21 protein-coding genes and 2 pseudogenes are annotated in these 21,569 nt (G+C 72.3%); 18 read left to right on the forward strand and 5 right to left on the reverse strand.

From position 1 onward, the window contains the following. Window positions 1-56: 56 nt before the first annotated feature. Window positions 57-485 (forward strand): annotated as a pseudogene (locus tag ACFV9J_RS00645) (hypothetical protein); the annotation flags it as partial. Between the two features lie 68 nt (window positions 486-553). Here ACFV9J_RS00645 and ACFV9J_RS00650 read toward each other — a convergent pair. Both ACFV9J_RS00650 and ACFV9J_RS00655 read right to left on the reverse strand, forming a co-directional pair. After that, the gene (locus ACFV9J_RS00650; protein ID WP_385347803.1) at window positions 554-1,459 is read right to left on the reverse strand and encodes an alpha/beta fold hydrolase; all 906 of its coding nucleotides are present in this window, start codon (window positions 1,457-1,459) and stop codon (window positions 554-556) included. A 207-nt stretch (window positions 1,460-1,666) separates the two neighbouring features. Then, window positions 1,667-2,269: a TetR/AcrR family transcriptional regulator gene (locus tag ACFV9J_RS00655; protein ID WP_385347806.1), complete on the reverse strand. Its 603-nt coding sequence runs from the start codon at window positions 2,267-2,269 to the stop codon at window positions 1,667-1,669. Window positions 2,270-2,477: 208 nt separating this feature from the next. Between ACFV9J_RS00655 and ACFV9J_RS00660 the strand changes: the two genes are divergently transcribed. After that, window positions 2,478-4,352, forward strand: a complete 1,875-nt coding sequence (locus ACFV9J_RS00660) for a protein kinase (RefSeq protein ID WP_385347809.1) — start codon at window positions 2,478-2,480, stop codon at window positions 4,350-4,352. Here ACFV9J_RS00660 and ACFV9J_RS00665 read toward each other — a convergent pair. Further along, entirely contained in the window at window positions 4,349-5,215 is an 867-nt protein-coding gene (locus ACFV9J_RS00665) for a LysR substrate-binding domain-containing protein (protein WP_385348831.1), read from the reverse strand. The two genes, ACFV9J_RS00660 and ACFV9J_RS00665, sit on opposite strands and share 4 nt — an antisense overlap. Window positions 5,216-5,322: 107 nt before the next feature. On the opposite strand from ACFV9J_RS00665, the gene ACFV9J_RS00670 reads away from it, so the two are divergent. Both ACFV9J_RS00670 and ACFV9J_RS00675 read left to right on the forward strand, forming a co-directional pair. Further along, complete coding sequence (locus ACFV9J_RS00670) at window positions 5,323-5,838, forward strand: cupin domain-containing protein (RefSeq protein WP_385347811.1); 516 nt, start codon at window positions 5,323-5,325, stop codon at window positions 5,836-5,838. Next, a complete protein-coding gene (locus tag ACFV9J_RS00675) occupies window positions 5,835-6,197 on the forward strand; it encodes a DoxX family protein (protein WP_385347813.1) in 363 nt (120 codons plus the stop codon). Before ACFV9J_RS00670 ends, ACFV9J_RS00675 begins: the two co-directional genes overlap by 4 nt. 33 nt (window positions 6,198-6,230) lie before the next feature. Here ACFV9J_RS00675 and ACFV9J_RS00680 read toward each other — a convergent pair whose 3' ends face one another. Beyond that, window positions 6,231-7,271 carry a helix-turn-helix transcriptional regulator gene (locus ACFV9J_RS00680; RefSeq protein ID WP_385347816.1) on the reverse strand — a complete coding sequence of 347 codons (1,041 nt, stop codon included), beginning with the start codon at window positions 7,269-7,271 and terminating at the stop codon, window positions 6,231-6,233. A gap of 104 nt (window positions 7,272-7,375) precedes the next feature. On the opposite strand from ACFV9J_RS00680, the gene ACFV9J_RS00685 reads away from it, so the two are divergent. The 3 genes from ACFV9J_RS00685 to ACFV9J_RS00695 all read left to right on the forward strand — a co-directional run bounded on the left by ACFV9J_RS00685 (window position 7,376) and on the right by ACFV9J_RS00695 (window position 11,758). Then, a complete protein-coding gene (locus ACFV9J_RS00685) occupies window positions 7,376-7,783 on the forward strand; it encodes a VOC family protein (RefSeq protein ID WP_385347818.1) in 408 nt (135 codons plus the stop codon). Between the two features lie 59 nt (window positions 7,784-7,842). Beyond that, entirely contained in the window at window positions 7,843-9,654 is a 1,812-nt protein-coding gene (locus ACFV9J_RS00690) for a LamG-like jellyroll fold domain-containing protein (protein ID WP_385347821.1), read from the forward strand. A 127-nt stretch (window positions 9,655-9,781) separates the two neighbouring features. Continuing rightward, window positions 9,782-11,758, forward strand: coding sequence for a serine/threonine protein kinase (locus ACFV9J_RS00695; protein ID WP_385347824.1), 1,977 nt, complete (start codon window positions 9,782-9,784; stop codon window positions 11,756-11,758). A 14-nt stretch (window positions 11,759-11,772) separates the two neighbouring features. On the opposite strand, the gene ACFV9J_RS00700 is transcribed toward ACFV9J_RS00695, so the two are convergent. After that, a complete protein-coding gene (locus tag ACFV9J_RS00700; RefSeq protein WP_385348834.1) occupies window positions 11,773-12,081 on the reverse strand; it encodes a PLD nuclease N-terminal domain-containing protein in 309 nt (102 codons plus the stop codon). Between the two features lie 87 nt (window positions 12,082-12,168). Here ACFV9J_RS00700 and ACFV9J_RS00705 point away from each other — a divergent pair, with 87 nt between their 5' ends. The 11 genes and pseudogenes from ACFV9J_RS00705 to ACFV9J_RS00755 form a co-directional block, all read left to right on the forward strand. After that, entirely contained in the window at window positions 12,169-13,626 is a 1,458-nt protein-coding gene (locus ACFV9J_RS00705) for a menaquinone biosynthesis decarboxylase (protein ID WP_385347826.1), read from the forward strand. Further along, window positions 13,623-14,528, forward strand: coding sequence for a menaquinone biosynthesis prenyltransferase MqnP (mqnP, locus tag ACFV9J_RS00710; RefSeq protein WP_385347829.1), 906 nt, complete (start codon window positions 13,623-13,625; stop codon window positions 14,526-14,528). Before ACFV9J_RS00705 ends, mqnP begins: the two co-directional genes overlap by 4 nt. Window positions 14,529-14,583: 55 nt before the next feature. Next, window positions 14,584-15,234, forward strand: a complete 651-nt coding sequence (locus ACFV9J_RS00715; RefSeq protein ID WP_385348837.1) for a UbiX family flavin prenyltransferase — start codon at window positions 14,584-14,586, stop codon at window positions 15,232-15,234. 78 nt (window positions 15,235-15,312) lie between these two features. After that, a complete protein-coding gene (locus ACFV9J_RS00720) occupies window positions 15,313-15,771 on the forward strand; it encodes an Lrp/AsnC family transcriptional regulator (protein ID WP_007443788.1) in 459 nt (152 codons plus the stop codon). 58 nt (window positions 15,772-15,829) lie between these two features. After that, window positions 15,830-16,993, forward strand: a complete 1,164-nt coding sequence (mqnE, locus tag ACFV9J_RS00725) for an aminofutalosine synthase MqnE (protein WP_385347832.1) — start codon at window positions 15,830-15,832, stop codon at window positions 16,991-16,993. Window positions 16,994-17,120: 127 nt separating this feature from the next. Then, window positions 17,121-17,831: a UdgX family uracil-DNA binding protein gene (locus tag ACFV9J_RS00730; protein WP_385348840.1), complete on the forward strand. Its 711-nt coding sequence runs from the start codon at window positions 17,121-17,123 to the stop codon at window positions 17,829-17,831. Between the two features lie 16 nt (window positions 17,832-17,847). Next, on the forward strand, window positions 17,848-18,372 hold the full coding sequence (locus ACFV9J_RS00735; RefSeq protein ID WP_385347835.1) for a GNAT family N-acetyltransferase: 525 nt from the start codon (window positions 17,848-17,850) through the stop codon (window positions 18,370-18,372). Window positions 18,373-18,507: 135 nt separating this feature from the next. Beyond that, complete coding sequence (locus ACFV9J_RS00740) at window positions 18,508-18,807, forward strand: DUF4229 domain-containing protein (RefSeq protein ID WP_003974452.1); 300 nt, start codon at window positions 18,508-18,510, stop codon at window positions 18,805-18,807. Between the two features lie 152 nt (window positions 18,808-18,959). Beyond that, window positions 18,960-19,061, forward strand: coding sequence for a putative leader peptide (locus ACFV9J_RS00745; RefSeq protein ID WP_309546884.1), 102 nt, complete (start codon window positions 18,960-18,962; stop codon window positions 19,059-19,061). Window positions 19,062-19,133: 72 nt separating this feature from the next. Then, the gene (locus ACFV9J_RS00750; RefSeq protein WP_385347840.1) at window positions 19,134-20,456 is read left to right on the forward strand and encodes a dicarboxylate/amino acid:cation symporter; all 1,323 of its coding nucleotides are present in this window, start codon (window positions 19,134-19,136) and stop codon (window positions 20,454-20,456) included. 60 nt (window positions 20,457-20,516) lie between these two features. Next, window positions 20,517-21,155 (forward strand): annotated as a pseudogene (locus tag ACFV9J_RS00755) (TetR/AcrR family transcriptional regulator); the annotation flags it as partial. Window positions 21,156-21,569: the final 414 nt, after the last annotated feature.

Consider the following 21,569-nt stretch of genomic DNA (forward strand, 5'->3'; position numbering starts at 1 on the left):
CCCCGCCGTACAGGGGAGGAAGTCAAATATGTCAGCCCTCGTCGCGCCCCAACTGGCCCGTGGTGGTCGGCCCGCACAATATGCAGATGATCACCGGCGCGAGCGAAACCCGTGCCGACCTGATGCTGACCAGCCTGGGCCCTGTCCACCGCACTGCGGGACGTGGCCGAAGACATCGCCGACCCCATCGTCGAATTCACCGCACACGGTCTGGGCAACCGCCCGGCCAAGCATCTCTGGAGGAATCTGGTGGCCATATGGACCTCTCCTTCTACAAGTCGTACATCTCTGAAGAGATCCGGGACGAGGGCCGTGCTCAGGCCTGTGCCGAGGCGCTCCTGATCGTCCTGGAACAGCGTGGCCTCGCTGTCTCCGACGACGTACGCGGACGCATTACGGCCTGTGACGATCCCGCAGTCCTCCGGCGCTGGCTCGCCCGAGCCGTCACCGCGCCGACGGCCGAGGCGGTCTTCGAAGGCGAGTGACGCGGCGAGGCCCTGGGCCGTGGCGGGGGAAGCCACGGCCCAGGGCCGGTCTGTGGAGGCAGCGGCTGCTACCGGGCGTCTGCGACGCGGGAGGTGACGCTCTGGACGGTCTTGAGGGCGAGGTCGGGGCGGTCGGTGTGGATGTAGTGGCTGCTGCCCTTGGCCGTGGTGACCTTGCTGTCGGTGGACAGCTTCAGCCACTCCTGCTGGCCGTCGGCCCACATCTTCTCCAGGGCGGACTCGTACTCGGGGACAACGGAGTACTGGGACTCGTGCTTGAGGATCTCGACCGGGATGTCGCCGGCCGAGTGGACCGGGCCGTCGGCGATGACGAGCCGCTCCTGGTTCTGGCCCTCGTTGGTGGCGATCGCGCCGTCCCGGGCCTGGGCGGACGCGCCGGTGGCGTCGGCGGGGATGGTGCGCTTCATGTCGCGGGTGAGGTGGGGAATGGTGGCGTCGAGGAGGACCAGGCCCTTGACGCGGTCGGGGTGGTCGGGGGTGTAGCGGGCGGCGATGTAGCCGCCCAGGGAGTGGCCGGCCAGGACGACGGGGCGGTCGCCCGCGAGGTGGTCGAGGAGCTTGGTGAGCAGGACGCTGGTGTCGTTCACGGTCTGCAGCTCGTCCTTGGCGGGCTTGTCGCTCTTGCCCTCGCCGAGGCGGTCGTAGGAGCACACCCGGTCCGTCCTGCTCAGCGACTTCTGCAGGGCGGCCATGTTGTCCAGGCCCTCACCGCCGCCCGCCATCAGCATCACCAGCGGCCGGTCCGCGTCCGAGTGGCCGGAGCAGGAGACGTTGACCGAGTGGCCGTCGACGTCGAGCTTCTTCGTGCCGGTGAAGGAGGCTACCGCGGAAGCGGCGGTGTCCTTCGCGTCGGAGTCGTCCTTGCCGTACTCCTCGTTCAGCACGAGTCCCGCGCCGGCCACGGCGCAGACGACGGCGATCGCGGCGATCGTCTTGGCGAAGGTGCGGAACATGGGGGGCCTCCAGCAGACAAGGGTGGGGTAGGGACGCGGTGTTGGGGGGAGTTCTCTCGGTCGGCCTGTTGTGCTCGGGGTGTGCTCGGCGACTGAGGAAGACTCTATGGATCCACCGGCCCCGGATCGTCACCCCGCGGTGGACACCTGCCCGTAGCTCCCTCGGGGGACAGCCCCCACGGCCTCAGGCACCGCCCCGCGCGGGCCCTACGCCCCGTCCGCGCTGATCGCCCGCCAGATCCGCTCCGGCAGGACCCGCGCGGCCTCGTCCAGGTCGAGGTCCCGGACCCCGGACAGGCGGCGCCGGGCGACGGCCACGACCGGGCCCAGGACCAGGGTCTCCAGCAACGGCATGGGCAGCGGGGCCACTTCACCGGCGTCGATGCGGGGCTGCATCCACCGGGACATCGCCGAGACGGCCGGCTGCTGCGCGGCCCGCAGTTCCTGGCCCCGTGCCATCAGGCGCTGGTCGACGCGCGGGGAGTGCACGAGGAGCGCCGCGCCGGGGTGGTCGCGGACGAAGGCGAGATAGGCCCCGACCAGGGCCCGGATTCCCTCGCGGGCGGTCCGGGTACTGGTCAGCGCGGTGACCAGCTGCTCCAGCAGCCGCCCGGTCCAGCGTTCGGTGAGCGCCGTGAGCAGGCCGTCGAGGCTGCCGAAGTGGTGGTACAGGCTGCCGAGGCTGACCCCGCTGGTGCGGGTGACGGCGGTGACGGTGACGCCCTGTTCGCCCGACTCCGTGTAGAGACGGAGGGCGGCGTCCAGGAGGAGGTCGGAGGTGACCTCGCCGCGGTGTTGTTTGGGGCTCATGGGCAGGCGCGCTCTCGTCGGACGTCGTGCGGTGCGGTGCTGTGCTTCTCGGCTCCGTTCTAGAACTAATTTCTAGAAACTTCTTCCAATCCTATGCCTGTCTGTCTCAGACTGTCTCCTGTGGGACGCGCGTGTCCGCCCGGACTTCGGAGGGGAGCGGGCGGGCCGCGGGTCCCGGTCGTCGGGACAACGGGGAGACGGGGCAGACGTGTTGGAGCTGGGCGGCAGCGGGGCGGCACCACTGGAGGACTCGGACCCGCGGTGGATCGGACCGATCCCACTGATCGGGCGCCTCGGCGCGGGCGGCATGGGCCGGGTCTACCTCGGCGTCCACGAGGGCCGGTACGCGGCCGTCAAGCAACTCCTGCCCTCGGTCGTCGCCGAGGACGAGGACTTCCTGCGGCGCTTCGGGCACGAGCTGGACAACCTCGCCCGGCTGCCCGAGGAGGCGACCGCGCCGCTGCTGGCTGGGGACCGGGAGGCGCGGCCGCCGTGGTTCGCCACCGCGTACGTCCCGGGCCTGACCCTGACCGGGGCGCTGGAGGTCCATGGCGGCCCGCTGCCCGCGAGTGCGCTGTGGCTGCTGCTGCGGGAGGCCGCCAAGGGGCTGGCGGCGGTGCACGCCCTGGACATGGTGCACCGGGACCTGAAGCCGTCCAACGTGATGCTGACGCTGGAGGGGCTGACCCTCATCGACTTCGGGGTGGCCCGCGCAGCGGAGCAGAGCCAGTTGACGAGGACGGGCATGGTGGTGGGTACGCCCGCCTACATGTCGCCGGAACAGGCTTCCGGGAGACGGGCGTCCAGCGGTGCCGTCGATGTCTTCGCGCTGGGTTCGGTGATCGCGTACGCGGCGTCGGGGCGGCCGCCCTTCGGTGACGAGTCGGGGCACGCGGTGCTGTACCGGATCGTGCACGAGGAGCCGGATCTCGGGCCGCTGCGGGAGCTGGACGCGGAGTTGGCCGACGTGGTCGCGTCCTGCCTGGACAAGGACCACGAGGGCCGCCCCACCGCCGCCGAACTGCTCGCCGTCGCCGAACGGCACGGACCGTACGAGCCGCCGCTGTGGCCGGAGGCCGTCACCGGGCGACTGACCGAACGGGCCGCCTTCGTCGGCACGTTGCCGCGGGCGGCGGACCTTCCGGCGCCCGAGCCCGAGTCCCCGGTGTCCGGGGGCACGGGTCCGGTACGGCGTGCGGACCGGCGCCGTACCCGTGTCTTCCTCGGCGTCGTCCCGATCGTGGTGGCGACGGGGGCGGCCCTCGCCTTCCAGCTCCTGCCGTACGTCTCCGGCCCCGGCGAGGCGGAGGCGGGCACCGCTCCGTCCCCGACCGTCTCGGCGGCCCTGGACCCGACGGGTTCGCCCTCGGCGTCGGCGCAGGGCCGGCCGACCCCGAGCCCGTCACCGTCGAACAGCGAGACCGGCAAGGACGGAGAGGACGGCCACGGCGGCAAGGACGGCGGCGCGAGCGGCAAGGGCGCCGGAGACGGCGACAGCGGCGGGGGAGCGGACCGGACGAGCGGCGCGGGTTCGGGTTCGGGCTCGGGTGCGGGTGCGGGTACGGGTGACGGTGCCGGTGGCGGAGGCTCCGGCAGCGGCTCGGGGAACGGCTCGGGCAGCGGTTCCGGCAGCTCCGGAGACTCATCCGGTTCCGGCGGATCGTCCGGGGCGGGCGGCTCGTCGTCCGGGGACGGCTCCGGGGACGCCGATACGCCCGCTTCGGGCCCGTTCACTCTGAAGAACGGCGAGAACGGCAACTGCCTCACCCAGGTCTACGGCGCGGCCGACGACGGTTCCTGCGGGAGTTCGACCGCGACCTGGAGCTTCCGGAGCGCGGCGGACGGCGCGGTCAAGGTCGTCAACGCGTCCACGGGAGACTGCCTGGGCGCGAACATGATGGGCCAGGCCGTCTCCACCCGTGACTGCGGCTCCCTCGGAAGCGCCCACCTGTGGCGCACCGGCTCCGGCGGCACCCTGACGAACGTCTACAACGGCGGCTGCCTCGACCTCGCCTTCGGCGGCGGCGTCTCCTCGCAGCCCTGCCAGTCCGGAGCGGCCTCGCAAGCCTGGTCGCGCGGCTAGGGCAGGCCCTGGGCAGTGTCGTACACCGCGATCGCGGCCCGGACGAACGAGTGGACCAGCGGATTCGGGTCGGTCCGGGGCCAGGCCACCACCACGGGGCTCGGCGGCAGGCCCGTCAGCGGGACCACGGTGAGCCCCTCCGCGGGGACGTGGTCGGCGAGGGTCATGCCGACCGTGCCGTTCCACAGCACGACCTGCTGACACTCCCGTACGGTGCGCACCACCGGCCCCGGGCGCGGCTCCCCGCCGTTCCAGTACGCCTGCCACAGGGGGTCCGTGCCCGCCGGGAACCGGAACCAGCGGCGGTCGGCCAGTTCGGCCGGGGTCAGGCTCGGGCGGCCGGCCAGCGGATCGTCGGCGCGCAGCAGGGCGCCCACCGGGTCGGCGCGCAACGTGTGCGTGGTCAGGCCGGTCGGGTCGAAGGGGCCGCGGGTGAGGGCCACGTCGACCAGTCCGGCGTGCAGCCCGCAGGTCGGGTCGGTCAGGTCCGTCTCGCGGACGGTGACCTCGACCTGCGGGTGGCGCCGGCGGTAGGCGTCGGCCAGCCGGACCACGTCCGGGTCGGTGCTGTCGCCGAGGATGCCGACGGTGAGGGTCGCGGCGCCGGCCGCGCCTGCCACGCGCGCGCGTACCCGGTCGGCCCGGTCGAGCAGGGCGCGCGCCTCGTCGAGCAGCACCGCACCGGCCGCGGTGAGGGTGACGCCGGTGGGGGTGCGGTGGAACAGCGTGGCGCCGAGTTCCGTCTCCAGCGCCCTGATCGCCCGGCTCAGCGGCGGCTGGCTCATGTGCAGCCGGACGGCCGCCCGGCCGAAGTGGAGTTCCTCGGCGACCGCCACGAAGTAGCGCAGCGTCCGTAGCTCCATCCGGTCCACACGGTCCATATGGTCCATCCTGCGACGATACCCGCGCGGTATCGGGTGCGCGGAACAGGTCTTGGACGCCCCCGGCCCCCCGGCGGTGCAATCGAGGCATGACCGAAGAACCGCAGAACAGTGAGCCGCGCACCGATGTCGCCGTCTCCGTGGTCGGCCCGGACGACGGGGAGACCATCCTCCTGGGCACCACCCGTATGCGCGTCCTCGAAGACGGCAGCCACACCGGCCACCGCCTCGGCATGGCCGAGTCCGTACTCGCCCCGCACACCCCCGGACCGCCCCAGCACCGCCACGCCCGGCACGACGAGGGCTTCTACGTCATCTCCGGCACGGTCAGGTTCACCGTGGGCGACGAGGACATCGACGCGACGGCGGGCACCCTCGTGATGGTCCCGCCCGGCGCGCCGCACACCTTCGCCAACGCCACCGGCGAACCGGCCCGCATGCTCAGCACCTTCACCCCGGACCTGTACGTCCAGTACTTCCGCGACCTGGAGGAGCTGTACGCCGACGGCCGCGCCCCGAGCCGGCGGGACAGCCTGCGGGCGATGAGCCGCTACGCGACCGAGCCCGCCACCGACTTCGCCCCGCCCCGGGGGGCCGAGTCGTGAACGTCGCGTACTGGATCGTCGCCGGACTCCTCGCCGCCTTCTACCTCTACGGGGGTGCGGTGAAGGTGGTGCGCAGCCAGGAGGCGCTGCGGCCGATGATGTCCTGGGTGGACAGCACACCGATGCCCGCCGTCCGCGCCATCGGACTGGTCGAGGTGCTCGGCGCGGCCGGACTGGTCCTGCCGCCGCTGACCGGCGTCGCGCCCTGGCTCGCCCCGGCCGCGGCCGTCGGGTTCGTCGTCCTGCAGATCGGCGCGACCCGGGTCCATCTGCGTATGGGGGACCGCCAGGTCGCCCTCAACCTCACCCTTCTGGCCACCGCCGCCGTCACCGTCTGGCTCGCCACGACCTGGCTGTGACCGGCCTGGCTGTGACCGGCCTGGCGTCCGCCGTCAGTCGCGCAGCGGCGGGGTGGTCCGGGCCGCGTCCATGAGCCGGCCCGCGAGGTCCGCGACGAGGCCGCGCAGCTCGTCCGGCCGCTCGACGACGAACGGACGGTCCAGCGACGCGAGCACACCCGGCACCCAGTCGAGCCGCTCGGCCCGGATCTCGACCCGGCACCATGCCCCGGCGCCGTCCCCGCCCTCCCCGCCGTCCTCCCCGCCGTCGTCCGCGGCCACGACCGCCACGCTGCCCGGCAGCCGGGCGCGGATCTCCTCCGCCGCCCCCCGGACCCGCACCGTGACCTCGTGCCGGTAGGGCGCGGTGGCCAGCGCCGTCAGCACGCGCTCCGCCGGGCCGGGTCCCGGCGGCGGTTCGAAGGTGCCGGGCAGGACCCGCGCGCCGTGGATGCGGTCGAGGCGGAACGTCCGGTCCGCCCCGACCGAGAGGTCCCGGCCCGTCACGTACCACCGGCCCGCGTGCGCGACCAGCCCGTACGGGTACACGGTCCGTTCACCGCCCCCACCGCCCCCACCGCTCCCACCGCTTCCACCACGCCCGCCGGTGTACCGGATCGCCAGCGGCCGGTGATGGCGCACCGCGTCGGCGACCGGGAGCAGCACGGCGGCCTCCGGGGCGGCGGACTCGGCCGGCGCGGTCGTGAAGGTGAGGGAGTCGAGCACCGCGTCCAGGCGCCGGCGCAGCCGCTCCGGCAGCACCCGCCGGACCTTCGCCGCCGCCGTCTCGCCCGCCGTGCCCGCCGCCGCCGTGATCCCCGTCCGCCGGCCCGCGACCAGGCCAAGGAGTACGGCCAGCGCCTCGTCGTCGGTCAGCATCAGCGGGGGCATGCGGTGGCCGGGGGCGAGCCGGTAGCCGCCGTAGCGGCCGCGCACCGACTCCACCGGGACGTCGAGGTCGACGAGGTGGTCGACGTACCGGCGCACCGTGCGCTCGCCGACGCCGAGCCGGCCGGAGAGTTCCGCCACGGTGCGCACTCCGCCCGACTGGAGCAGTTCGAGCAGGGTGAGGACGCGGGACACGGGACGTGACATGCCCGTAAGTCTGCCGCCGATACCGGCCGGATTGTGACCGGTATCGCTCCTAGCGTGGGGGCCGTAAGCACTGATCGGCCGATCGGCCCCCAGGAGGCACCCTCATGAACCTCGTCTCGCTCCGCGTCATCACGGACGACGTCGCCCGTCTCGTCGGCTTCTACGAGCGCGCCACCGGCCTGCGCGCGACCTGGGCCACCGAGGACTTCGCGGAACTGCGCACCCCGTCCGGGACGCTCGCGATCGGCAGCACCCGCACCGTGCCGCTCTTCGCCCCCGGCTCCGCCCGCCCGGCCGACAACCGCAGCGTGATCGTCGAGTTCCTCGTCGACGACGTGGACGCCGTGCACCGGAACCTGACCGGCTTCGTGGACGAGTTCGTCAGGGAGCCCACCACCATGCCCTGGGGCAACCGCGCGCTCCTCTTCCGCGACCCCGACGGCAACCTGGTCAACTTCTTCACCCCGGTCACCCCGGCCGCCGTCGAGAAGTTCGCCGACGTCGCCCGCTGACGGCCCCCCTATGCTGGACCAGCCCGCAGGGGCGAGGAACCGCACGCCGGGAGGGATCTGTGTCAGCGCTGGAGCCGGACGACCCGCGCTCCGTCGGGGAGTACCGGCTGCTGGGCCGGCTGGGTGCGGGCGGCATGGGCCGGGTCTTCCTCGGCCGGTCCCCGGGCGGGCGGCTCGTCGCCGTCAAGGTGGTGCACGCCGAGCTGCTGCGCCGACCCGAGTTCCGCGACCGCTTCCGGCGCGAGGTCCAGGCGGCCAGGATGGTCAGCGGCGCCTTCACCGCCCCCGTCGTCGACGCCGACCCGGACGCGCCGCTGCCCTGGTTGGTCACCAGCTACATCGCCGGTCCTTCGCTGGAACAGGCGGTGGCCGAGCGGGGTCCGTTCGACCCGCAGGCCGTGCTCACGCTGGCCGCGGGGCTCGCCGAGGCGCTGGTGTCGATCCACGCCGCGCACCTCGTCCACCGCGACCTCAAGCCCTCCAACGTGCTGCTCGCCGAGGACGGGCCGCGCGTCATCGACTTCGGCATCGTCCGCAGCGTCGACGCCGACTCCCTCACCGGCAGCGGGCACATGGCGGGCTCCCCGGGCTTCATGTCCCCGGAGCAGGTCAACGGGGACGAGGTCACCTGGGCCAGCGACGTGTTCTGCCTCGGCGCGGTGCTGGCCTTCGCGGCGACCGGCACCAACCCGTTCGGCGCCGGGCCGACACCCGCGCTGCTCTACCGCGTCGTGCACAACGCCCCGGACGTCGACGCCGTCGCCGACCCTGCCCTGCGCTCCCTGATCGCCGACTGCCTCGCCAAGGACCCGGCCCAGCGCCCCGCCCCGCGCGAGATCCTCGCCCGCATCGGCCCGCTGGGCGGCGAGAGCGCGACGGCCCTGCCGCACGCCCAGCAGTGGACGCCGGCCGCCCGTCCGACCCGCGCGGACGCCGTGCCCACCCAGATCGTCCCGCCGGTCGCGGCACCCCCGGCGCATCAGCACACCCGCGTCGACACCGCACCTCCGCAGGCGTACCCGCAGGCGTACCCGTCGGCGTACCCGTCGGCAACCGCACCGGCGGACGTACGCCCGACGGCGACCGGGGACCGCGGCCGCCGGAGCCGACGGGCCTTCCTGCTCTCCGGCGCGGGCGCGCTCGCCGCCCTCGGCGTGGGGACCGGATTCTGGCTCAACCGCCCGGCGGACCCGGACCCGGACCCGGGCCCGGCGGACGGTTCCGCGCCCGCGCCTTCGCCGTCGGCCTCGTCCGCGCCCTCCCCGCCCCCGGGCCTGGTCGGACTCTGGCCCCTCGACGAGGCCTCCGGCCAGGTCGCGCGGGACACCGCGGGCGGGCACGACGGCACCGTGACCGGCGTCGCCTGGCAGGGCGCCGGGGAAGGTGCCGCCTTCGACGGGACCGGCAGCCAGATCGTGACCGCCGGTCCGGTGCTGCGGACCGGCGCGGGCCACAGCTTCACCGTCGCCGCCTGGGTCCGCCTCTCCGCCGTGCCGGGCTTCTTCGCCACCGCCGTCAGCCAGGACAGCGCCGACGCCAGCGGCTTCTACCTTCAGTACTCCAGCGAGGACCAGGGCTGGGCCTTCGCCCGGCCCGGTCTGCGCGCCGTCGGCCGCACCGCGCCCGCCGCGCACGTCTGGACCCACCTGACCGGCGTCTGCGACGGCCCGGCCCGCAAGCTGCGCCTGTACGTCAACGGCGTCCAGGAGGCGGTCGTCGAGGACACCGGCCCCGCCCCCGCCACGGGCCCCTTCGTCATCGGCCGCGCCTCCTTCGACGGGCAGCCCCGGGACTTCTTCCCCGGCGCCATCCGCGACGTACGGGCCTTCGACCGGGCGCTGGCCCCGGCGCGGATCGCACACCTTGTGTGACGGTCCTGATGAACTCTCACCACCGTTCCACAACCCCGTAGTTGGGGCGCTCGTGCTAAAGATGTAGCTTCCAGGAGTGGCCGCGGCACCCGCACGGAGCACGCGGCGCCGGCGAACGGGGAGAGAGTTGAGCGGGGAAGCCGGATCCGGCCTCACGGGCAGTGGTGCCGAGCCGTTGGAGGACGACGACCCGCGCCGGATCGGACCGATCCCGCTGCTGGGCCGGCTCGGGGCCGGCGGCATGGGCCGCGTCTACCTCGGCGTCCACGAGGGCCGGTACGCGGCCGTCAAGCAGGTGCTGCCGTCGGTCGCCGGGGAGGACAAGGACTTCCTGCGCCGCTTCGGGCACGAGCTGGACAATCTCGCCCGGCTGCCCGAGGAGGCGACCGCGCCGCTGCTCGCCGGGGACCGGGAGGCCCGGCCGCCGTGGTTCGCCACCGCCTACGTCCCCGGCCTCACCCTGCGCGAGGCCGTCGACCTGCACGGGCCCCTGCCCGCCGAGGCGCTGTGGCTCGTCCTGCGGGAGGCCGCCACGGGCCTCGCGGCGGTGCACGCGCTGGACATGGTCCACCGGGACCTCAAGCCGTCCAACGTCATGCTGACCCTCGACGGCCTCACCCTCATCGACTTCGGCGTCGCCCGGGCCGCCGACCAGAGCCAGTTGACCAGGACCGGCATGGTCGTGGGCACGCCCGCCTACATGTCGCCCGAGCAGGCCTCCGGGAAGCGGGCGTCCAGCGGCGTCGTCGACGTCTTCGCGCTGGGCTCGGTGATCGCGTACGCGGCCTCCGGCCGCCCGCCCTTCGGTGACGAGTCCGGGCACGCCGTGCTCTACCGCATCGTGCACGAGGAGCCCGACCTCCAGCCGCTGCGCGACCTGGACCCCGAACTCGCCGACGTCGTCGCGTCCTGCCTGGACAAGGACCACGAGGGCCGGCCCACCGCCGCCGAACTCGTCGAACGCGCCGCGGCGCACGGCCCGTCGGCCGCCGCGCCGTGGCCGCGGGACATCACCGAGCGGCTGTCCGAGCGGGCCGCCTTCGCCGCCCGGGCCCCGGAACCCGCACAACTGCCGGAGGCGGACGCGCCCGCGTCGGATGAGCCGGGTGAGAAGGACGAGAAGGGCGAGAAGGGCGAGAAGGACGAGAAGGGCGAGGCGGCGGCGGACGAGGCGGCCGCGGACGAGGCCGTGCCCGCCGCGCCGTCCGTCCCCGTGGTCACCGGCGGCGCGCCGGAGAAGCGTGAACGACGGGCCCATACGCGGGTGCTGGCGTTCGTGATCCCGGTCGCCGTGACCGGGGCGACGCTCGGGTTCACACTGCTGCCGTACGTGATGGACGACGCGGACCGGGACGGGAACGCGGCCGCGCCGCCCGCGGCCACCACGACCGCCACCCCTGGTCCGGCCGGCTCCGCCACCGGCTCGACCGGCCCGAGCGCCGCCGCCTCCCGCAGTCCCGACGGTGGGAAGAAGGACGACCGGGACAAGGGCGACGACAAGGGCCAGGGCAAGGGCGAGGAGAGCGGGAAGGGCGGCGGGAGCGGGGACGCGGCCGCTGCGGCTCAGGGGGCGTCCGGCGGCGGTTCGGACTCCGGCGGCGCCTCCGGCTCGGGGGGATCCTCCGGCGCGGGAGGGTCGTCCGACGCGGGCGGCTCGTCCGACTCGGACACGTCCGCCGGCTCCGGAAGCGGGTCGGGGGAGAGCGGGTCCGGCGACGACGGCTCGGACGACGGAGGGTCCGCGTCGGGCACCTTCACGCTGAAGAACGGATCGAGCGGGAAGTGCATGTACGTCGGCACCCCCATCGACGACGGCACCTGCTCGGGCGACAACGCCGTCTTCCGCTTCCAGAGCACCTCGGGCGGGGCCTTCAGGATCCTCAACGTGGGCACGGCCCAGTGCATCCACTCCAGGAGCGCGAACGCCTGGCTCGTCAAGGACACCTGCGGCTCGTTCGGAGGAGAGTGGCAGGAGGGGGCGAACGGCTCGCTCAGGAACCTCAACACCGGTGGCTGCCTCGACCTCAACCGCCGGGCGTCCAGGATCGGCCTGACGACCACCACGTGCACCGGCTCCGCTTCCCAGCGCTGGACCAGGGCCTAGTCCTAGTCCTAGTCCTAGTCCTTGTCCTTGTCCCCGTCCTTCTCGTCGTCCTTCTCCAGGGACTTCAGGAAGTCGGGGTTGTCGTCGGGCGCCACCCACTGCCGCCGCCCGCCGCCGCCCTGCCGGGGCGAGGAGCCGGCCGGCTGCCGCTTCTTCCCGGCGATGATCCAGGAGATCGAGCCGACCAGCGGGAAGAGCAGCACGAGGATCGCCCACAGCGGCTTGGGCATGTGGCGGATGTCCGCGTCCTTCGTGCTGATGCAGTCGATGAACGCGTAGACGCTCAGGGCCAGTGGTACGAGGAACATCAGCACCCGGAGCATGGGCTTCTCCAGCTCAAGCGAGGGGTGGGGACGCGTCACGGCCCCCAGGTACAGGGCCAGGGTAGCCGCTCGGGGATACTGGACGGCATGGCTTACGACGATCTTCGCTCCCTGCTCAGGACGCTGGAGCGCGAGGGCGACCTCAAGCGCATCAAGGCCGAGGTGGATCCGTACCTGGAGGTCGGGGAGATCGTCGACCGGGTGAACAAGGCGGGCGGCCCCGCGTTGCTCTTCGAGAACGTGAAGGGCTCCGACATGCCCCTCGCGATGAACGTCTTCGGCACCGACCGCCGCCTGCTCAAGGCCCTCGGCCTCAAGTCGTACTCCGACATCTCGGACAAGATCGGCGGGCTGCTCCGCCCCGAGCTGCCCCAGGGCTTCGTCGGCATGCGCGAGGCCTTCGGGAAGCTCGGCACGATGACGCACGTACCGCCGAAGAAGGTGAAGCCGGGCAGCGCGCCCGTCCAGGAGGTCGTCCTCACCGGCGACGACGTGGACCTGGAGCGCCTCCCCGCCCTCTTCACCTGGCCGGACGACGGAGGCTCCTTCTTCAACCTGGGCCTGACCCACACCAAGGACCCGGAGACCGGCATCCGGAACCTGGGCCTGTACCGCCTCCAGCGCCACGACAGGCGCACCATCGGCATGCACTGGCAGATCCACAAGGACAGCCGCAACCACTACCAGGTCGCCGCCCGCCGCGGTGAGCGGCTGCCGGTCGCCATCGCCTTCGGCTGCCCGCCCGCCGTGACCTACGCCTCCACGGCCCCGCTCCCCGGCGACATCGACGAGTACCTCTTCGCCGGGTTCCTCCAGGGCAAGCGGGTCGAGATGGTCGACTGCAAGACGGTCCCGCTCCAGGTCCCCGCGCACGCGGAGGTCGTCATCGAGGGCTGGCTGGAGCCCGGCGAGATGCTCCCCGAGGGCCCCTTCGGCGACCACACCGGCTTCTACACCCCGCAGGAGCCCTTCCCCGCCCTGAAGATCGACTGCGTGACGATGCGCAAGCGCCCGCTGCTCCAGTCCATCGTGGTCGGCCGCCCCCCGACGGAGGACGGCCCGCTGGGCCGGGCGACGGAGCGCTTCTTCCTGCCCCTGTTGAAGATCATCGTCCCGGACATCGTGGACTACCACCTCCCCGAGGCCGGCGGCTTCCACAACTGCGCGATCGTCTCGATCGACAAGAAGTACCCCAAGCACGCCCAGAAGGTGATGCACGCCATCTGGGGCGCCCACATGATGTCCCTGACCAAGCTGATCGTGGTCGTCGACTCCGACTGCGACGTCCACGACCTGCACGAGGTCGCCTGGCGGGCCCTCGGCAACACCGACTACGGCCGCGACCTCACCGTCGTCGAAGGCCCGGTCGACCACCTCGACCACGCCTCCTACCAGCAGTTCTGGGGCGGCAAGGCGGGCATCGACGCGACGAAGAAGCTGCCCGAGGAGGGGTACACCCGCGACGGGGGCTGGCCGGACATGGTGCTGTCCGACCCGGATACGGCGGCGAAGGTCGACCGCCGCTGGAAGGAGTACGGACTGTGACGTCGGCTTCCGCCGCCCTGCCGCAGCAGCCGGGGCGCACCAAAGCGTTCCTGCGCCTGGTGATGATCGAGCACTCGGTCTTCGCGCTGCCCTTCGCCTACATCGCCGCGCTGACCGCGATGTTCCTGTGGGACGAGAACATCCACTGGGGCCGACTGCTCCTGGTCACCGTCGCCATGGTGGGCCTGCGCACCTTCGCGATGGCGGTCAACCGGATCATCGACCGCGAGATCGACGCCCGCAACCCGCGCACCGCCCACCGCGAGCTGGTCACCGGCGCCATGTCGGTCAAGCACGCCTGGACCGGCGCGCTGATCGCCCTGGTCGTCTTCCTCGGCGCGGCGGCCCTGCTCAACCCGCTCTGCCTGGCCCTGGCCCCCGTCGCGGTGATCCCGATGGTGGTCTACCCGTACGGCAAGCGGTTCACGAACTTCCCGCAGGCCATCCTCGGTCTCGCGCAGGCCATGGGGCCCATCGGCGGCTGGCTGGCGATCACCGGCGAGTGGTCCTGGGAGGCGGTGATCCTCGGTCTCGCGGTCGGCATCTGGATCGGCGGCTTCGACCTGATCTACGCCTGCCAGGACGTCGAGACCGACCGGCAGGTCGGCGTGAAGTCCGTCCCGGCCCGCTTCGGCGTCCCGGCCGCCATCTGGGGCGCCCGCGCCTGCCATACGGTCACCACGGCCCTGTTCGCCTGGTACGCCGTCGCCACCGACGCCGGCGTCTTCTTCTGGCTCGGCCTGCTGATCGTCGCGGGCGCGTTCCTCTACGAGCACACCATCGTCCGCCCCACCGACCTGAGCCGCCTCAACAGGGCGTTCTTCTCGGTCAACGGATTCATCGGCATCGCCCTCTTCGTGTGCGCGCTGCTGGATCTGCTCGTACGGGGCCTCACGGTCTGAAAAGCATGAGCCTGCGACTAGGCTCGGCATCATGAAGCCAGGACAGACGCAGCGCGTGCCTTGGATCGTGGGGGTGTCCGGGGCCTCCGGCACCCCGTACGCCGCCGCCGTGCTGCGTGCGCTGCTCGCCGCCGGCGAGAGCGTCGACCTGGTGGTCAGCCGGGCCTCGCGGCTCACCCTGCTCGACGAGACCGGCATCTCCTTCCGCGACGCCCACTGGCAGCAGGACCTGCGAGAGTGGCTGGCCCGCGGAGCCGACGGAAAGCCGGACACGTTCGACGCGGACGTGTCGGGCGTACGGCACTGGAGCGCGGGCGACCTCGCGGCCGGGCCGTCCTCGGGGTCGTACCCGACGAAGGGCATGCTGATCGTGCCCGCGTCCACGGCCTGCGTGGCCGGTGTCGCGCTCGGGCTGTCCAAGGACCTGCTCCAGCGCGCCGCGAGCGTGACCCTCAAGGAGCGCCGCAGGCTGGTCGTGGCCGTACGGGAGACCCCGCTGGACGGCAGGACGCTGCGGCACCTGGTGACCCTGGACGACGCCGGCGCGAGCGTGGTGCCCGCCTCCCCGGCCTTCTACGCGGGGGCGACGCACATCCAGGACCTGGTGGACTTCGTCGCCGGACGCGTCCTCGACGCGGCGGGCGTCGGGCACGACCTGTACCGCCGCTGGCGCGGCGACCTCGGCGGGGCCCGCCCCACCGGCTGAGCGGCGCCGCGCCATGACCTCCCCCCACACGTTTGTTACCCACATCTTCAGAACTCTTCAGTGGAAGGCTTCGATCGCATGGACGCGGTGGACAGGCAGCTCATCCAGGCCCTGAGAGAGAACGGCCGGGCCTCCTACGCGGAGCTGGGGCGCCTCGTCGGACTCTCCGGACCCAGCGTCACCGACCGCATCAACCGGCTGGAGGCGGCCGGTGTCATCACCGGCTACCGGGCCACCGTCGACGCCGCCTCGCTCGGCCTCGGCGTCACCGCCCTGATCGGCGTCTCGCTCTCCGACGCCGCCGACCACGAGGACGTGGCGCAGCGCCTCAAGGAGCTGCGGGAGATCGAGGACTGCTGGTTCATCGCCGGCGACGACTCCTACATGCTCAAGGTGCGCGCCGCCGACGTGGACGGCCTGGAGAGCATCATCCGGCGGCTGTCGGGCACCAAGGGCGTGTCCCGGACCCGCACCACCATCGTTCTCTCCACCAAGTGGGAGAACCGGGTGGGCGAGCTGCCCGAAGAGGTCCAGTAACCGGACCCCGACGGCCGGGGCGTACGGTTTACCCGTCGGTCTCAGAAAGAGGTATCGCATGGACGCCGGGCTCAAGCGCGAGCTGGAGCAGAAGGTCCGCTCCGGTGAGCGGCTGACCCGCGAGGACGGCATCGCGCTGTACGAGTCGGACGATCTCGCCTGGCTCGGCGGCCTCGCGCACGAGGTGCGGACGCGGAAGAACGGCGACGTCGTCCACTTCAACGTCAACCGCCACCTCAACATGACCAACGTGTGCACCGCCTCCTGCGCGTACTGCTCCTTCCAGCGCAAGCCGGGGGAGAAGGACGCGTACACGATGCGCATCGAGGAGGCGGTGAAGCTCGCCAAGGCGATGGAGGGCGAGAACCTCACCGAGCTGCACATCGTCAACGGCCTGCACCCCAACCTGCCGTGGCGCTACTACCCGCGCTCGCTCAGGGAGCTGAAGGCCGCGCTGCCGGAGGTGTCCCTCAAGGCGTTCACGGCCACCGAGATCCACCACTTCGAGACCATCTCCGGGATGTCCGCCTCCGACATCCTGGACGAGCTGATCGACGCCGGTCTGGAGTCCCTCACCGGCGGCGGCGCGGAGATCTTCGACTGGGAGGTGCGGCAGCACATCGTCGACCACCGCACCCACTGGGAGGACTGGTCCCGCATCCACCGCCTGGCCCACGAGAAGGGCCTGAAGACCCCGTGCACCATGCTCTACGGCCACATCGAGGAGCCCCGCCACCGCGTGGACCACGTGCTGCGCCTGCGTGAGCTGCAGGACGAGACGGGCGGCTTCCAGGTCTTCATCCCGCTGCGCTACCAGCACGACTTCGTGGACATGAAGGACGGCAAGGTCAGGAACCGCCTCCAGGCGCGGACGCAGATGGCGACCGGCGCGGAGGCCCTGAAGACCTTCGCGGTCTCCCGCCTCCTCTTCGACAACGTCCCGCACGTCAAGGTCTTCTGGGTCATGCACGGCGTCCAGACCGCCCAGCTCGCCCTCCAGCACGGCGCGGACGACATGGACGGCTCGGTCGTCGAGTACAAGATCACGCACGACGCGGACGACTTCGGCACGCCGAACAAGCTGACGCGGGAGGACCTGCTGGACCTCATCCGCGACGCCGGGTTCCGGCCGGTCGAGCGGAACACGCGGTACGAGATCCTCCGGGAGTACGAGGGTTCCGACCCGGCGCGTCGGGAGTCGCCGCAGCCGATGCGGGTGTGAATTTCCGGTTGTTCTTCGGGCGCGGGTGAGTGGGGGCTGGTCGCGCAGTTCCCCGCGCCCCTGAGGGCATGCACTCACGCCGCCTGAACAGGCGCCGGGGACCGTCCCTACCCAGGGGCGCGGGGAACTGCGCGACCAGCCACGAACCACCCGCACCCGGAATCGCATCCGAACCGCCCCCGGCGGGTACCCGCACCCCATGGCCGCCGAGGACGACTACACCGCAGAACCCTTCGTTCCCACACGCGGCGGCCTCCCCGCCCTGCGCGCGGCGGCAGCCGAATGCCGGGGCTGCCCCCTGCACCGGGACGCCACCCAGACCGTCTTCGGCGCCGGCAAGGCGTCCGCCCGCGTCATGCTCGTCGGCGAGCAGCCCGGCGACCAGGAGGACCGGCAGGGCAAACCCTTCGTCGGCCCCGCCGGGCACCTCCTGGACCGGGCGCTGGCGGAAGCCGGTCTCGACCCGGCGGACGCGTACGTCACCAACGCCGTCAAGCACTTCAAGTTCACCCGGGCCGAGCCCCGCAAGCGCCGTATCCACAAGGCGCCCACCCTGCGCGAGACGGCGGCCTGCGGCCCCTGGCTGGCCGCCGAGCTGGACCGCGTGGAGCCCGAGCTGATCGTGGTGCTGGGCGCCACCGCGGGCAAGGCGCTGCTGGGCTCGTCCTTCCGGGTCACTCGGGTGCGCGGCACGGTGCTGGAGGAGGAGATCCACGGGCGTCCGGAACGGCTGGTGCCGACCGTGCACCCCTCGGCGGTGCTGCGGGCCGAGGACCGGGAGGCGGCCTACCGGGGTCTGCTCTCGGACCTGAAAGTCGCCGCACGAGCACTTGCGTAATAGCTACTATGGCGGGGTGTCCCTTACTTTCACTTTCGATCCGGCCGTCACCCCCGACCTCCGCGACGGCGTCCTCGACCTGTGGACCGACGTCTCCAACGCCGGCGGCTCCGTCGGCTTCGTGCCGCCGGTGACGCGCGAGGACGTCCGCCCCGAGCTGCTCAAGCACCTGACGGGCATGGCCGAAGGGCGTACCCGCCTCCTCGTCGGACACGACGAGGAGGGCCGGGTGGCCGCCACCGCGTTCCTCGCCCTGAACACGCACCGGCTGATGCGGCACTGGCTCTGGCTCTACACGGTCATGGTCCACCCGCGCCACCAGGGCCGGGGCTACGGCCGGGACCTGATGGCCGCCGCCGCGGACGCCGCCCGCACCTGCGACGGCATCGAGGCGATACGCCTCACCTGCCGCGGCGGGCTCGGCCTGGAGCGGTTCTACGAGTCCTGCGGTTACAAGGAGGTCGGCCGGGTCCCCGGCGCGATCCGGGTCGCCCCCGGCGACGACCGGGACGACGTCTTCATGCTGCTGCCCCTGGCCTGACCCCTGGCCTGACCCCTGGCCCGACTCCTGGCCCGACCCCGGCCGTCGCCCGGCCGACCCCCCTGCAAGATCGACGGCCCGGCATGTTTCACTGGACAGTGCCTCTTTGTGCCAGAAACGGAAGAGTGGATTGAGATGCTCCGCTACACGCTGATGCGCCTCGGGATCTTCGCAGGCTGCCTCGTGGTCGTCTGGGGGCTCGTCTACGCCGGAGTGTTCCCGCGCGGCCTCGGCGACTCCAACGGCATGTGGATCCTCCTGCTCTCCCTGCTGATCTCCGCCCCCATCAGCTACGTCGCGCTGCGCAAGGAGCGGGACCGGGCCTCGGTCCAGGTCGTGGGCCGGGTGGACCGCATGAAGGCCAACCTGGAGGCCAACCGCGGCCAGGAGGACGGCGCCGACGACACGGCGCGGGCACAGGGGCAGACCTCGTAACGTCCGTCACGCACGCGCGTACGCTCACGCCCGCCCCGGCTTCCGAAAACACCGGAAACCGGGGCGCTTTGCGTTTTGCGGGCAGTAGGGCACTCCTGCCTCTCAAAGTATGGCTTTGAGTGTCTCAAAGCATGGGTGTTAAAGTCGTGTGCATGAAGCAAGCAGCCGCGCCCACCACACCACAGCGCCTCGCGCTCGTGGCGCGCCTGCACGTGGACCTCTGCCGGTGCGCGTCCGCGAACTGTCGCCCCTGACGTTCCCCCCTCACCAGTCGTCCCCACGTCAGCTCAGCGCGTCCCATCCCGCGTCCCGTCCCCCTACGGAGCATGTCCGTGTCTTCACCCTCTTCTTTCACGAAGTACCTCAAGGTGCCCTTCTGGGCCCAGATACTCGCCGGTCTCGTCCTCGGCGTCCTGCTGGGCTGGCTGGCTCGCAGCCAGGACATATCGTGGCTGGTCACCACCCTGGAGAAGGTCGGTGACACCTTCATCGGCCTGCTGAAGCTGGCCGTCGCGCCGCTGGTCTTCTTCGCGATCCTCGTCTCGATCACCAACCTGCGGAAGGTCAACAACGCGGCCCGCCTGGCGTCCCGCACCCTCCTCTGGTTCATGATCACTTCGCTGATCGCGGTGGCCATCGGCCTCGTCATCGGCCTGGTCACCAACCCCGGCGCCGGTACCGGCCTCACCCCGGCCGACGGCGCCAAGCCCGAGCACACCGGTTCCTGGATCGACTTCCTGACCGGCATCGTGCCGACCGACGTCATCACGCCGTTCACCGAGCTGAACGTGCTCCAGATCGTCTTCATGGCCGCCGTCGCCGGTATCGCCGCCCTCCAGCTCGGCGAGAAGGCCCAGCCGATCCTGAACCTGAGCGAGTCGGTCCTCGAACTCCTCCAGAAGGCCCTGTGGTGGGTCATCCGCCTCGCCCCGCTCGGCACCGTCGGCCTCATCGGCAACGCCATCGCCACCTACGGCTGGGACCTCATCGGCAAGTACGCCACCTTCACCGCCGACATCTACGTCGGCTGCGCCCTCGTGATGTTCGTGGTCTACCCGACGCTGCTCGCCACCGTCGCCAAGGCCAGCCCGCTCCAGTTCTTCAAGGGCGCCTGGCCCGCCATCCAGCTGGCCTTCGTCTCCCGCTCCTCGGTCGGCACCATGCCGCTGACCCAGAAGGTCACCGAGCGCCTCGGCGTCCCGAAGGAGTACGCGTCCTTCGCCGTGCCGTTCGGCGCGACGACCAAGATGGACGGCTGCGCCGCGATCTACCCGGCGATCGCCGCGATCTTCGTCGCGCAGATCTTCGACATCCAGCTCGGGGTCGGCGACTACCTGCTGATCGCGTTCGTCTCGGTGGTCGGCTCCGCCGCCACGGCCGGCCTCACCGGCGCCACGGTCATGCTGACCCTGACCCTCTCCACCCTGGGCCTGCCCATGGAGGGCGTCGGCCTCCTCCTCGCCATCGACCCGATCCTGGACATGATGAGGACCGCGACCAATGTCGCGGGCCAGGCCCTCGTACCCGTCATCGTCTCGGCCCGCGAGGGGCTGCTCGACCGCAAGGCGTACGACGAGGCGCACGCCTCGCCGATCGACGAGCCGGAGCGGGAGAAGCAGGCGTCGGAGCCGGTTCCGGTCGCCGCCTGACCGTCCCGTCCGGGGCGCTGACGTCCTGAACACCGCCGCACGGACCGTACGCTGATTCGCATGGGTGCAGGGAAGACCAAGCGGATGCCGCGTGCGGTCCGTGAGCAGCAGATGCTGGACGCCGCCGTGAGCGTCTTCGGCCGGCGCGGGTACATGGCGGCGTCGATGGACGAGATCGCCGAACTGGCGGGCGTCTCCAAGCCGCTGGTCTATCTGTACCTGAACTCGAAGGACGACCTCTTCAGCGCCTGCGTCGACCGCGAGGCCCGCGCCCTCACCGAGGCGGTGCGGGCCGGCGTGCGTCCGGGGCTGTCCGCCGACGGGCAACTCTGGTCCGGGCTGCGGGCGTTCTTCACGCACACCGCGCGGCACCCGGACGCCTGGCGGGTGCTGCACCTGCACGCCCGTACGCACGGAGAGCGGTTCGCCGCCGAGGTCGCGGCGATGCGCGAGGAGATCGTCGCCTTCGTGACGCAGCTGATCGCCGCCGCCGCGCGCGACGCGCACCGGGACCCGCACCTGGCCGAGGGCGAGGTCGCCGGGCTGGCCGAGGCGCTGGTCGGGGCCGCGGAGTCGCTCGCCGACTGGGCGGGCGCCACCGAGGGCGTCACCGCGAAGCAGGCGGCGGCGACCCTGATGAACTTCGCCTGGGCCGGCCTGGGCGACCTGATGGCGGGACGGCCGTGGTCCGCACCGGAGGGGCCGGGGCCGGAGGAGCCCGAGCCGGAGGAGCCGGGGCCGGAGGAGCCGGGGCCGGAGGAGCCCGAGCCGGAGGAGCCGGGGCCGGGGGAGTCCGGACCCGGGGAGTCCGGACCGGGCGAGCCCGTGCCGGTGGTGGAGTCCGTGCCGGTGGTTCAGGCCGTCGGGTAGGGTCCGATCTCGCCGGAGAGGTGCAGTCGCCGTTCCCCGTCGCCGCCGTGACGGGGGAGCCCGGATCCGGGGAGTCCGGACCGGGCCCGGGCCGGTGGTGGAGTCCGTGCCGGTGGTTCAGGCCGTCGGGTAGGGTCCGGCCTCGCTGGAGAGGTGCAGTCGCCGTTCCCCGTCGCCGCCGTGACGGGGGAGCCCGGATCCGGGGAGTCCGGACCGGGCCCGGGCCGGTGGTGGAGTCCGTGC

The sequence above is a fragment of the Streptomyces sp. NPDC059906 genome (genome assembly GCF_042730645.1).
In the GTDB taxonomy this organism is placed as follows: Bacteria; Actinomycetota; Actinomycetes; order Streptomycetales; family Streptomycetaceae; genus Streptomyces; species Streptomyces rubrogriseus.

Excerpts from the sequence above, each read along its gene's own strand:
- ACFV9J_RS00705 (WP_385347826.1), top strand. The coding sequence starts at position 12,169 with ATGGCTTACGACGATCTTCGCTCCCTGCTCAGGACGCTGGAGCGCGAG.
- ACFV9J_RS00685 (WP_385347818.1), top strand. The coding sequence starts at position 7,376 with ATGAACCTCGTCTCGCTCCGCGTCATCACGGACGACGTCGCCCGTCTC.
- ACFV9J_RS00750 (WP_385347840.1), top strand. The coding sequence starts at position 19,134 with ATGTCCGTGTCTTCACCCTCTTCTTTCACGAAGTACCTCAAGGTGCCC.
- mqnE (WP_385347832.1), top strand. The coding sequence starts at position 15,830 with ATGGACGCCGGGCTCAAGCGCGAGCTGGAGCAGAAGGTCCGCTCCGGT.
- ACFV9J_RS00670 (WP_385347811.1), top strand. The coding sequence starts at position 5,323 with ATGACCGAAGAACCGCAGAACAGTGAGCCGCGCACCGATGTCGCCGTC.
- ACFV9J_RS00655 (WP_385347806.1), bottom strand. The coding sequence starts at position 2,269 with ATGAGCCCCAAACAACACCGCGGCGAGGTCACCTCCGACCTCCTCCTG.
- ACFV9J_RS00745 (WP_309546884.1), top strand. The coding sequence starts at position 18,960 with ATGAAGCAAGCAGCCGCGCCCACCACACCACAGCGCCTCGCGCTCGTG.
- ACFV9J_RS00650 (WP_385347803.1), bottom strand. The coding sequence starts at position 1,459 with ATGTTCCGCACCTTCGCCAAGACGATCGCCGCGATCGCCGTCGTCTGC.
- ACFV9J_RS00680 (WP_385347816.1), bottom strand. The coding sequence starts at position 7,271 with ATGTCACGTCCCGTGTCCCGCGTCCTCACCCTGCTCGAACTGCTCCAG.
- ACFV9J_RS00720 (WP_007443788.1), top strand. The coding sequence starts at position 15,313 with ATGGACGCGGTGGACAGGCAGCTCATCCAGGCCCTGAGAGAGAACGGC.
- ACFV9J_RS00740 (WP_003974452.1), top strand. The coding sequence starts at position 18,508 with ATGCTCCGCTACACGCTGATGCGCCTCGGGATCTTCGCAGGCTGCCTC.
- ACFV9J_RS00700 (WP_385348834.1), bottom strand. The coding sequence starts at position 12,081 with ATGCTCCGGGTGCTGATGTTCCTCGTACCACTGGCCCTGAGCGTCTAC.
- ACFV9J_RS00665 (WP_385348831.1), bottom strand. The coding sequence starts at position 5,215 with ATGGAGCTACGGACGCTGCGCTACTTCGTGGCGGTCGCCGAGGAACTC.